This window comes from Gordonia sp. HS-NH1, from assembly GCF_001418765.1.
Classification (GTDB): Bacteria; Actinomycetota; Actinomycetes; order Mycobacteriales; family Mycobacteriaceae; genus Gordonia.
The window spans coordinates 19,406-30,532 of sequence record NZ_LIYC01000051.1; the positions used below are offsets into that span (position 1 = coordinate 19,406).

Consider the following 11,127-nt stretch of genomic DNA (forward strand, 5'->3'; position numbering starts at 1 on the left):
CGGGGTTCAGGCGAACCGGGCCGCCAGCGCCCGGAGCGTGCCCTCGATCCCCTTGCCGTTCTTCTTGTCGTAGCCGATGAGTTCCATGACCTTCGGCACCCGGAGTGTCGAGTAGTCGAACGTCTCGGTGACGGCGGTGGTGGTCGGCGAGGTCGATTCGAGCTCCCACCGCCAGCGGTGGCCCATCGGATGCTGCCACTCGACGACCCGGTCGGGTTCGAAGTCGGTGACGGTCGAGGTGATCTTGTACGGCACGCCGAACTGCTTCATCCCGACGCTGAAACGCGCGCCGCGGGTCAATGTCTCGGGCCCGCTGACGGGGGTGTCGCGCACCGTGCCGGAGCCGTCGAGTTCGGGATGGCGATGGGGGTTCGACACGAGCGCGAACACATCGGCGGCCGGGGCGTTCACCACCACCCGACGCGAGACCTTGTGGGGACCGGAGTCGACGGTGGTGACGGGTTCGGAAGCCATGCGGTCAACGTTACGCACGTCGACCGGCTCGCGTCGAAAACTGCGCCCGGGCGCCACGACGCCGGGCCCGATCGGATGTCGGGCCCGGCGAGGGGTGTGATGAGTCAGTCGGTGGTGCGCTTACGTCGCGGCTGCCATACGACCAGGGCGTTGGTGCGCGGCACCGGGACGAGTTCGCCACCGCGGCGGGTCCGCGACGCCTGCACCTCGTCGGTGAGCTCGCGAACCCGGTGCTGGAGAGCCTCCACCTGATTGCTCAGGTCGATGATGCGCTTGATGCCCGCGAGGTTGACGCCCTCCTCCTGCGAGAGACGCTGGATCTCCCGCAGGAGTTCGACGTCTCGGGACGAGTAGCGGCGACCGCCACCACTCGTCCGCTGCGGGGTGACCAGCCCCAGACGGTCATAGGTCCGCAGGGTCTGCGCGTGCATGCCGGCGAGTTCGGCGGCGACCGAGATCAGAAAGGTCGCGCCGTCGGCGTCGAAGTTCTTCTGACCGGCCATCACTCATCGCCCCCAGTCCGCCCGCGGGTCGAAACCGCTTGCCCGCTCGGCCTGATCGTAGGCGCGCATCGCCTCGACCGCTGCCTCGTCGAGTTTGTTCGGCACCGCGACCTTCACGGTGACGAGCAGGTCGCCCGCACCGCCGGACCGTTTGGGCACACCGCGACCACGCACCCGCAGGGTGCGGCCGTCGGTGGTGTTCGGCGGGATCTTCACCCCTACCGAGCCCTCGAGCGTCGGGACCGAGACAGTCGCTCCGAGAACGAGTTCGGAGATCCGCACCGGCAACTGCACCCGAAGGTCATTGCCGCTGCGGGTGAACTGCTTGTGCGGGGTCACGTGCACGACGACGTACAGGTCACCCGATGGGGCCCCACGCCGCCCGGCCTCGCCCTGTCCGGCGAGCCGGATGCGTTGTCCGTCCTCGACGCCGGCGGGAATCCGCACGTTGATGGTGCGTGCGCGGACCTTCACTCCGCTTCCGTCGCAGTCGGTGCACGGATCGTCGATCCGCGAACCGGTGCCCTGGCAGTCCTGGCAGGGCTCACTGAAACCGAACGCGCCCTGGTTGCGGCTCACGAAGCCCGAACCGTTGCAGTTCGCGCACACACGCGGACTCGTTCCGGGCTTGGCGCCCGAACCGTGGCAGGTGGTGCAGGGGGACGGGCTGGTCACCCGCAGGGGGACGGTCGTGCCGAGCGCGGCATCGGAGAACGAGAGCGTCGTCTCGGTCTCGAGGTCTTTGCCGCGACGCGGACGGCTCGCCGTCGAAGTACGTTGCGTTCCGCCGCCGCGGTTGAACAGTCCGTCGAAGATGTCGCCGAAACCGCCCCCGCCGCCGCCGGTCTGCGCCCCGCCGAACAGATCGCCGAGGTCGAAGTCGTTACCGCCGGTGGTGTAGGTCGTTCCGCCGCCGGGGAATCCGCCCGGGAAGCCGTTGCCGCCGCCGCGGAATCGTCCGCCGGCGAACATGGCGCGTGTCTCGTCGTATTCCTTGCGCTTCTCGGAGTCGCCGAGCACGCTGTGGGCTTCGGACACCCGCTTGAAGCGCTCCTCGGCCGCGGTGTCACCCGGATTGGCATCCGGATGCAGCTCGCGCGCGAGCTTGCGATAGGCCTTCTTGATCTCTTCAGCCGAAGCGTCAGAAGCAACGCCCAGGTCCTTGTAGAAGTCGTGTTCTAACCACTCACGTTGTGGTGCCACCAGACGTCACCTCCTCTGAGTTCTGTTGTCTGGATGAATGTCTTGCGAAGAACCTGAGGTGCGAGGTTCGCGGTCTGCGCTCCTCGCACCTCAGGGATCGGTGTTCGCTCTATTGTGCACCGGTCTGGTCACCCGCGGGAGCGGGATCGGTGACCGTCACCATCGCGGTGCGGATCACCTTCTCGCCCAGGCGGTAGCCGCATCGGTACACCGATCCGATCACCGGATGTGCTCCGGTGCCGTCGTGTTGCACGGCTTCGTGGAGTTCGGGATCGAACTCGTCACCCGACGCACCGAAGGCCACGAGACCTTCGGCGGCCAGCACACCGGCCAGCTTGTCGGCGACCGAACGCAGCGGCCCGCTGTCGAGATCGCCGTGCTCGCGGGCACGGTCGAGGTCGTCGATGACCGGCAGCAGCTTGTCGATCAGGATCTGCTTGCCGTAGGCGACCGAGCCCTGCTTCTCCTCGGCGGCACGCCGTCGGAAGTTGGCGAACTGGGCGCGTTCACGCTGGAGGTCGGCCGTCAGTTCGGCGACGCGTGCATCCGGTTCGTCGGGTGCGGCGTCGGCCTGCTCCTCGCCGACCTGTGACTCGTCGACGACCGGTCCGGCGTCGGCCGGGCCGGGTCCGGCGGCCGGCTCGTCGCGCACCTCACCCGTTTCCGGGTCGATGCGACGACGGTCGGTCACCGTCACCGGCTCCTCGCCGGACCCATTCGTCGAATGGGATCCTGCGGTCACTTGTTCTCCTTGGTGTCAGCGTCGTCGACGACCTCGGCGTCGACGACGTCGGGATCGCTGTCGGCGCCGGCAGCCTCACCGTTGGGGGACTCTGCCGCGGCGTTGGCGTAGATCGCCTGGCCGAGGGCCTGCGACTCCTCCGACAGCTTCTCGATCGCGGTCTTGATCGCGGCGGTGTCGGTGCCCTTCAACGCTTCCTGCGCGTTGGAGACGGCTGCCTCGACCTTCTCCTTGACCTCCGCCGGGACCTTGTCCTCGTTCTCCTTGAGGAACTTCTCGGTCTGGTGGACGAGCGACTCCGCCTGGTTGCGGGTCTCGGCCTCCTCGCGGCGCTTGCGGTCCTCGTCGGCGTGGGCCTCCGCGTCCTTGATCATGCGGTCGATCTCGTCCTTGCTCAGGCCGGAACCGTCCTGGATGCGGATGGAGTTCTCCTTGCCGGTGCCCTTGTCCTTCGCGGTGACGTGCACGATGCCGTTGGCGTCGATGTCGAAGGTCACCTCGATCTGCGGGACACCCTGCAGTGCCGGGGCGATGCCGCCGAGCTCGAAGCTGCCCAGCAGCTTGTTGTGCGAGGCGATCTCGCGCTCACCCTGATAGACCTGGATCTGCACCGACGGCTGGTTGTCCTCGGCCGTGGTGTAGGTCTCCGACCGCTTGGTCGGGATCGTGGTGTTGCGCTCGATCAGCTTGTGCATCACGCCGCCCTTGGTCTCGATGCCGAGGGAGAGCGGGGTGACGTCGAGCAACAGCACGTCCTTGACCTCACCGCGGAGCACACCGGCCTGCAGTGCGGCGCCGACGGCGACGACCTCGTCCGGGTTGACGCCCTTGTTGGGCTCGCGGCCACCGGTCAGTTCCTTCACCAGGTCGGTGACGGCCGGCATACGGGTCGAACCACCGACGAGCACGACATGGTCGATGTCGCCGACGGAGATGCCCGCATCCTTGATGACGGCCTGGAACGGTGCGCGGGTGCGCTCCAGCAGATCAGAGGTGATCTTCTGGAACTCGCTGCGCGAGAGCTGCTCGTCGAGGAACAGCGGGTTCTTGTCGGCGTCGACGGTGATGTAGGGCAGGTTGATCGAGGTGCTCTGCGAGCTCGAGAGCTCGATCTTGGCCTTCTCGGCGGCCTCACGCAGACGCTGCAGGGCCATCTTGTCCTTGGTCAGGTCGATGCCGTTCTGGCTCTTGAACTTCTCCACGAGCCAGTCGACGACGCGCTGATCCCAGTCGTCACCACCGAGGTGGTTGTCACCGGAGGTCGCGCGGACCTCGACGACACCGTCGCCGATTTCGAGCAGCGAGACGTCGAAGGTACCGCCACCGAGGTCGAAGACCAGGATGGTCTGTTCCTTCTCGCCCTTGTCCAGGCCGTAGGCCAGGGCGGCCGCGGTCGGCTCGTTGACGATGCGGAGCACGTTGAGGCCGGCGATCTGGCCGGCTTCCTTGGTGGCCTGACGCTGGGAGTCGTTGAAGTACGCGGGCACCGTGATGACGGCGTCGGTGACGTCCTCACCCAGGTATGACTCGGCGTCGCGCTTGAGCTTCATGAGCGTGCGCGCGCTGATCTCCTGCGGGGTGTACTTCTTGTCGTCGATCTCGACGGTCCAGTCGCCTTCGCCCATGTGGCGCTTGACGGAGCGGATGGTGCGGTCGACGTTCGTGACCGCCTGGTTCTTCGCGGGCTGACCGACCAGCACCTCGCCGTTACGCGCGAACGCGACCACCGACGGCGTGGTCCGCGCGCCTTCGGCGTTGGCGATGACGGCGGCTTCGCCGCCTTCGAGCACGGCGACCACCGAGTTGGTGGTACCGAGGTCGATTCCAACAGCACGAGACATGTTTGGCTTCCTCCTAGTTTGTGGGTGTGCACCCGAGTCCTTGTCCCGAGGTCTCGCGACCGCGGGGATGTCGTGGCGAAACTCTGCGGGACCGGACTTCAGTGCGTCCGACTCATGTCCTACTGAAAAAGTGGGTCCGAGTCAAACCTACTTGAGTCCACATCACTCAGGTTTCTCGAAGTGTGTAACGGGCCTCATCGGCGGATTGTTCCCGGGTCGTCGAAAAAAGTTGAGCGGATGCCGCTCAGTCCCGACGAGACCACAGATGCGTATGACGGTGTGCCCGGATTCCGGGCGCACCGTCATACGGATCATCAGCCGCTCACCAGGAACTACCCAGGTGACCGACGTCACGGACCAGTGCTCACCGTCGTCGGGTGAGCAACAAGCGGGCTGCCGCGTCGAGCAGGAAGCCCAGGATGCCGATCACGACGATCAGGGCGGCGACCTGGTCGTAGGCCAGCTGATCGCGGGCGTTGAGGATCTGGTAGCCGAGGCCCGAGCGCACGCCGAGCATCTCAGCGGGTACCAGGACCACCCAGGCGATCCCGAGTGCCACGCGGACACCGGTCTGCACGTTGCCGCGGATCGCGGGGATCACCACGGCCGTGAGGACTTCGGTACGGGTGGCGTGGAACGATCGCGCGACCTCGACGAGGCCGGGGTCGATCGACTTCACCCCGGCGGCCGTGTTGATGACGATCGGCCAGATCGCCGCGATCGCGATCAGGAAGATGACCGGTTCGTTGCCGATGCCGAACACCATCACCGCGACCGGAGCCCACGACAGCGGCGAGATCATCCGCAAGAAGGCGACGATCGGATTCGCGGCGCGCTCCGCGGTGAGACTCAGACCGATCAGCAGACCCAGCGGGAGGCCCAGCACGACCGCGATCAGCAGACCGATCAGCAACCGCCACAGGCTCAGTCCGATGTCGGGCAGCAACACCCCGCGGTCGAGGAGTTCCCACATCGCCGGGAACACCTGCTGGGGAGCGAACTGGCGGGCGAGGGAGTCCTCGGCGGGGACGACTGTCGTCGTCGCCCACCAGATCGCGACCAGCACCGCGATCGCGACCAGCGGCGGGGCGAGGGCAGAACCGGATCGCCGGCGCGGGGCCGTCGCGGTCTCGTCCTGGGTCAGCAGCGTCATGACGTCACCTGTTCGGTTCTCGTGAGGTCGGCGGGTAGTCCGAGAGCGGCTGCGCCACCACGGAATCCGATGGCGCTACGGATGAATCGATCGTCGACGAGGTCGGCATGGACGGTTGCCGGGTCGAGGCGCGCGAGGAATCGGCGATCGCCGTCGACGAGGGTGTTGTCCATCTCGGTGACGAGCCGCTCGGTGAAACTCGCGAACGGGAAGGGCTGGAATCCGAGTCGCTGCGGTTGCCACTCGGCGTTGCTCACGGCGAAGTCGGCCGGGTCGTAGGTCAGCGCCTTGGCGATGGCCGGTTTCGGCTGCGGGAGGTACCCGCCGGCGAGTTCCACAGCGGCCCGGGGACGGTCGAGGTCGATGTGATGCTGGGCCGCGACCACGGAGTCGGCGAGGGATTGCACCGCGGCCGGGCGTTCGTCGATGGCCGACTGGTGGACGAGGAGCGCGCAGCACGCGTGCTGGCGCCAGACGTCGCCGAGGAAGGTGTGGATGCGGCCGATCCCACGCACCTGGGCCATCGCGTTGAACGGATCGGCGACGACGTAGCCGCCGATCGATCCGTTGGCCAGCGCCGGCACCATGTCCGAGGGACTCATCACGACCAGTTCGACGGTCTTGTCGCCACGCGATGCCCCGGTACGGATGACCGGTCGCAATCCGTGGGTGCGCAGCATCCGCTGCAGGATGATGTTGTGGATCGACCACCACGCCGGAATGGCCACCTGCGCGCCGGCGAGCTGCTCGAGGTCGACGACGTCGGGCGCCACGGTCAACGCCGATCCGTTGGTGTGATTCCAGCCCAGCACCTGCACCGGGCTCTTCATCGCGTACCGAAGTGCCACCGCCATCGGCATCAGCAGATGGACGACGTCGACCTTGCGCGTCACGAAGGCCTCCGCCAGGGAGGACCAGCTCCGGAACAGCACCGGCTTCGTCGAGCTCACCGCAGACGGGTCGTAGAGTCCGGCGGCATGTGCGACGAGGAGCGGCGCCGCATCGGTGATGGGGAGGTAACCGACCCGCAGCGCATCGGAGGCACCCGGCGGCGCTTCCGTCGCGGCCCGGCCGAGGCCGACGACGCCTCCGATGCCGCCCGCCACGGTGAGCCCACCGACCCCGGCGAGGAGGAGTCGGCGTGAGATGGGCGCGTTCACACCTGCTGCCCCACCTGTCGGCCGAAGTGCATCAGGATCTCCGCGCGCCGCTCCGAATCGGTTCGATCGACGCCCGAGCCGGTGCCCCATTCCCCGCCGATACGTCCGGTCTCGGACAGCAGGACGATCCGGTCGGCGAGTTCGAGCGCCTCGTCGACGTCGTGGGTCACGAGGACGACGGTGATCCCCAGTTCACCGGCCAGTTCTGCCAGCCAACCCCGCAACTCACCGCGCACGGCCGGATCCAGTGCGCTGAACGGTTCGTCGAGCAGGAGCAGCCGGGGCCGGATCGCCGCCGCACGAATGATCGCCACTCGCTGCGCCTGACCGCCCGACAGCTGATCGGGGTACCGGTCGGCGAGACCGTCGAGCCCGAACCGACGCAACAGGCCGAGCGCGTACTCGTTCTCGAACGACGCACGGTGGGCGGCGAATCGTCGGCCGAACCGGATGTTCTCTTCGACGGTCAGCCACGGCATCAGCAGGGCGCGTTGAAAGACCACCCCCGTGTGTGGCCGCTCCCCGCCCGATTCGTCCTGCCACTCCAGGCTTCCCGAATTCAGCGTCTCGAGACCGGCGAGCACACGCAGAAGTGTGGTCTTTCCGCTGCCGCTGCGCCCGAGAACGGCGACGAACTCGCCGTCGTCGACCGTGAGGTCGATTCCCGACAGCACCGTCGTGCCACGAAAGGCCTTCCGGCCACCGGTTATTCGAACTGCGCGAGTTCCCACCGCAGCTGTCCTTCCGAAGGTGATTGGATGGGGATGAAAGCTGTCTCCCGGAAACGCCGGTTGGTGGCGGTTCCGGTCGCATAACCCGCACCGCCGCACACGGTCGCCTCGAGCCGGGAGGCCGCGACCGCGGTTCGGGCAGCATCGAGGCGCAACCGGATCAGATCGGCCGGCGACGGTGTCGTCGGCTCGGCGGCGTACACCGCGAGACGCGAACGTATCGAGTCGAATTCGGCCGTTCGCTCGTCGAACTCGGGACGGAACACCTCGTTGACGCCGGCCAGCGACTCGGCGGCACCGTCGAGGGCGGCGCCGATCGCTCCGCTGCAGAACGCACACTGCAGTAACAGGAACACCGGACGAATCCCCCGGACGAACGCGGTCAAGTCTGCGGAGATCACGTTGTCGTCCGGGATCGTGACCTCGGTGAGTTCGAGAGACGTCGATGCGGTCGACCCGAGCCCGATCAGGTCCGGCGCAGAACGGATGTCGACGCCGGGCGCATCCGCGTCGACGACCGCGACGAGAGTCGTGCCCTCGGTGCGCACCGGCAGCACGATGAGCGACTCGTCGTAGACGTTCGACGCCCAGCGGATGGGTCCGCTCGCGACGACACCTGCCCGGCCGCGACGCCCGGTGATGGGCACCTCGCCGAGCCCGGCAACCTGCTTCAGACCCGCCGCCATTGCCGTGACACCGATCCGCTCACCGCTGAGTAGGGACGCAAGATGCTTCTCCCGCAACGGCTCCGGTGACCGAGCCACGTATTCGATCGTCATCCGCTGCGCCCACAGCGAGAACCCGGCCGACAGACTCACCGACGACACACGTTCGATGACCTCGATCATCGACGCGAGCGAACCGTCGACCACTCCCCTCCCCAGGAGACCGGCCGCACCGGCCGCGGTGATGTCGACCCGGGTGTCGGCGTGCCCGGCGTCGAGGTCGCGGGCGCGATCGGCCACGGAGGCGACCACCTCATCGAGCTCACCGGTCAGCGTCGGCACCACGTCGTTCAGCCCTGCAGACGGTGGAGGCGGTCCACCGGGGTCGAGACGACCGCGCGGGCGTGACGGACCGCCGCCTCGTCCGGGGCGTCGTAGAAGCACAGGCACTTGTCGGTGTCCTCGCGGACGTAGGTTCGCAGGAAGCTGACCTCGGGGACGTCGGCGTATTTCGGGGAGTTGGCCTTCTTGCGGGCGAGGTAGGTGTCCATGTCGATGGCTTCGGGGATGTCCCACTCGACGAGGTAGCCGGCGGTCGGGCGTGCCTTCTTCAGCTCCTCCAGATCCGCGCCGACGAGCCGGACCTCGTCCGGTCCGGCGGCGACGAGTCCCGTGAACGCCTCGACGTCGTCGAGTCCCGCGGCGCGGCACCCCTCGAACTCCGCGATCACGAACAGTCGGCCGGCACCTTCGGTCACCTGCGTCTCGATCAGTTCGCCGCCCGCGGTCCGCAGGTGCGCGTCGAGCCCCTTGATGAGTTCCTCGACCTTGCCCGCATCTTTGTCGGCAGGTTCGAGTTCGTAGAGGAAGAGCGCCATGGGTGAGCCTTTCTGCGTCGGTGTGCCCGCTGGTGACCGCACCGACCCTGGCATAGACAGACCGGTCTGTCTATGTCGGATCGTGGTCTACGCTTGGCGACGTGAGCACTCCCACCCAAGCGAGCGCCCGGCGCGCGTCGAACGCGACCGGGAAGAACACCCCGGCCGAACGACTCCTTGCCGTTGCATCCAAACTCTTTGCGGCACAAGGGATCAGATCAGTGGGCATAGATCAGATCCTGCGCGAGTCCGGGGTCGCCAAGGCCAGCCTCTACTCCGCATACGGCTCCAAGGACGGGCTCGTGGTCGCCTACCTCGACCATTTGGATCAGGCTGATCAAAACCGATGGCTCGAGGCCACCAAGACCCTTGCCGGCCCCCGCGAACGCATCCTCGCGTTCTTCGACCTCGCCATCGCCGGTGCCCCGACCCGCAACTTCCGGGGCTGCCAGTACGCCAACGCCGCGACGGAGTTCCCCGACACCGACCTACCACCCATCGCCGCGCACCGGGCGTGGCTGCTCGACACCCTGGGCGACAACCTGCGCGCACTCGGCGCTCCCGAACCCGACGTGATCGCGCGGCAGATCCAGGTGGTCTACGACGGCGCGCTGTCGGGGTCGAAGATGGCCCGATCCACCGCCCCCATCGAGACCGGGAAGCAGTTGGTGGAGGCGTTGCTCGACCGCACCACCGGGTGAGCCGGGCATTCCGCACCCTCCCGCGGAACATCAGCGCTACCGTCGATACATCCCTTCGACGCGGAGGTGGTGATGGCCGAGCACACATCGGGCGACGAGCGATGGGTGTCATGGCGGGTGGCACCTGAATCGGGCTTCGTCGTCGACGATCCGACCGGGCGCGGAGAAGTCGACATCGCACAGACCGATGAACGACAGTTTCTCGTGCGCAATGCGTTTCGGTTCCACGATCCCGATGTCGAGGAGTACATGGTCGGACAGCTGATCGAGCGGGGTTCTACGGGTGCCGACGCACGACGGGCCGTCGACACAGCCCGAACGTTCGTCCCCCGCGACGACAACCCGACCGACCTCGCCTCGATCCCCCGGTTCCTGCGCTGGTTCGAAAACCCTTACGGCAGACATTCACTCGCAGCACTCATACACGACGAACTCATCACGGGCACCGTCAACTCCGGTGCACTCGGAAGCGACACGCTGTCCGATCGCTTCTTCCGCGAGATGATGCGGACCTCCGGCGTGCCCTGGCTTAGACGGTGGATCATGTGGTCGGCGGTGGCGCTCCGCACGCGGTGGGTCGCCGGCGGATGGCGACGCCTCAGTGTGGTCGTGTGGCTGCTGCTGAGCGTCGTCGGCATCTCGGCGGCTGTCGGTTCGACTGGGGCACTGCTCTTCGGCTGGCCGTGGCCGACGTCGTCACCGGCGGTCTCGCTCGCGCTCTCACTGCTGATGATCTTCGTCGCCGCACCGCTGTGGGGACGACAGTGGGCGGCGAGTCTCGTTGCGGCCGTTGCCGCATTGTGGCTCCTGCCCGCCGCGATCGTGGCGTACTTCGCCTATGCGCTGTACCTGTTGTCGGAGAAGGCCGCCCGCACCGGCGGGCTCACGTAGCGGATGGCGAAGCATTCTTGTCGGTGGTCGGGTTTACCTTGGAAGCATTCAGTCGGACCGGTCGATTCGATCGGGTTGCAGCGTCTCTGGGGGGCACTGTGGGGGCGTGGACGGATCTACCGGGCGAGTTCCTCGCCGGGGTCGATGCTGCCCGCCCGGCCGAAGCCGACACGGTCTCACACATG

The 11,127-nt window shown here is 67.3% G+C and carries 12 protein-coding genes; 2 read left to right on the forward strand and 10 right to left on the reverse strand.

The annotated features are described in order from the left end of the window. Positions 1 to 6: 6 nt before the first annotated feature. The 10 genes from AMD30_RS22045 to AMD30_RS22090 form a co-directional block, all read right to left on the reverse strand. Complete coding sequence (locus AMD30_RS22045; RefSeq protein ID WP_010842657.1) at positions 7 to 474, reverse strand: SRPBCC family protein; 468 nt, start codon at positions 472 to 474, stop codon at positions 7 to 9. 104 nt (positions 475 to 578) lie between these two features. After that, complete coding sequence (locus AMD30_RS22050) at positions 579 to 977, reverse strand: heat shock protein transcriptional repressor HspR (RefSeq protein ID WP_010842656.1); 399 nt, start codon at positions 975 to 977, stop codon at positions 579 to 581. A gap of 3 nt (positions 978 to 980) precedes the next feature. Next, positions 981 to 2,180 (reverse strand): molecular chaperone DnaJ, encoded by a 1,200-nt coding sequence (gene dnaJ / locus AMD30_RS22055; protein WP_055477113.1) that lies wholly within the window; start codon positions 2,178 to 2,180, stop codon positions 981 to 983. Positions 2,181 to 2,289: 109 nt separating this feature from the next. After that, positions 2,290 to 2,922, reverse strand: a complete 633-nt coding sequence (gene grpE / locus AMD30_RS22060; protein WP_010842654.1) for a nucleotide exchange factor GrpE — start codon at positions 2,920 to 2,922, stop codon at positions 2,290 to 2,292. After that, positions 2,919 to 4,763 (reverse strand): molecular chaperone DnaK, encoded by a 1,845-nt coding sequence (gene dnaK / locus AMD30_RS22065; protein ID WP_055477114.1) that lies wholly within the window; start codon positions 4,761 to 4,763, stop codon positions 2,919 to 2,921. The genes grpE and dnaK overlap by 4 nt, the downstream gene beginning before the upstream one ends. A gap of 364 nt (positions 4,764 to 5,127) precedes the next feature. Next, complete coding sequence (locus AMD30_RS22070; RefSeq protein ID WP_055477115.1) at positions 5,128 to 5,916, reverse strand: ABC transporter permease; 789 nt, start codon at positions 5,914 to 5,916, stop codon at positions 5,128 to 5,130. Next, positions 5,913 to 7,076 carry an ABC transporter substrate-binding protein gene (locus AMD30_RS22075; RefSeq protein ID WP_055477116.1) on the reverse strand — a complete coding sequence of 388 codons (1,164 nt, stop codon included), beginning with the start codon at positions 7,074 to 7,076 and terminating at the stop codon, positions 5,913 to 5,915. The genes AMD30_RS22070 and AMD30_RS22075 overlap by 4 nt, the downstream gene beginning before the upstream one ends. Continuing rightward, complete coding sequence (locus AMD30_RS22080) at positions 7,073 to 7,807, reverse strand: ABC transporter ATP-binding protein (protein ID WP_055477117.1); 735 nt, start codon at positions 7,805 to 7,807, stop codon at positions 7,073 to 7,075. The genes AMD30_RS22075 and AMD30_RS22080 overlap by 4 nt, the downstream gene beginning before the upstream one ends. Continuing rightward, on the reverse strand, positions 7,783 to 8,817 hold the full coding sequence (locus tag AMD30_RS22085) for an acyl-CoA dehydrogenase family protein (protein WP_055477118.1): 1,035 nt from the start codon (positions 8,815 to 8,817) through the stop codon (positions 7,783 to 7,785). The genes AMD30_RS22080 and AMD30_RS22085 overlap by 25 nt, the downstream gene beginning before the upstream one ends. 5 nt (positions 8,818 to 8,822) lie before the next feature. Next, positions 8,823 to 9,350, reverse strand: coding sequence for a DUF4242 domain-containing protein (locus tag AMD30_RS22090; RefSeq protein ID WP_055477119.1), 528 nt, complete (start codon positions 9,348 to 9,350; stop codon positions 8,823 to 8,825). Positions 9,351 to 9,451: 101 nt separating this feature from the next. Between AMD30_RS22090 and AMD30_RS22095 the strand changes: the two genes are divergently transcribed. Continuing rightward, on the forward strand, positions 9,452 to 10,051 hold the full coding sequence (locus tag AMD30_RS22095; RefSeq protein WP_055477120.1) for a TetR/AcrR family transcriptional regulator: 600 nt from the start codon (positions 9,452 to 9,454) through the stop codon (positions 10,049 to 10,051). Between the two features lie 72 nt (positions 10,052 to 10,123). Beyond that, a complete protein-coding gene (locus AMD30_RS22100; protein WP_055477121.1) occupies positions 10,124 to 10,942 on the forward strand; it encodes a DUF1353 domain-containing protein in 819 nt (272 codons plus the stop codon). Positions 10,943 to 11,127 lie beyond the last annotated feature (185 nt).

Excerpts from the sequence above, each read along its gene's own strand:
- AMD30_RS22045 (WP_010842657.1), bottom strand. The coding sequence starts at position 474 with ATGGCTTCCGAACCCGTCACCACCGTCGACTCCGGTCCCCACAAGGTC.
- AMD30_RS22050 (WP_010842656.1), bottom strand. The coding sequence starts at position 977 with ATGGCCGGTCAGAAGAACTTCGACGCCGACGGCGCGACCTTTCTGATC.
- dnaK (WP_055477114.1), bottom strand. The coding sequence starts at position 4,763 with ATGTCTCGTGCTGTTGGAATCGACCTCGGTACCACCAACTCGGTGGTC.
- AMD30_RS22070 (WP_055477115.1), bottom strand. The coding sequence starts at position 5,916 with ATGACGCTGCTGACCCAGGACGAGACCGCGACGGCCCCGCGCCGGCGA.
- AMD30_RS22090 (WP_055477119.1), bottom strand. The coding sequence starts at position 9,350 with ATGGCGCTCTTCCTCTACGAACTCGAACCTGCCGACAAAGATGCGGGC.
- AMD30_RS22100 (WP_055477121.1), top strand. The coding sequence starts at position 10,124 with ATGGCCGAGCACACATCGGGCGACGAGCGATGGGTGTCATGGCGGGTG.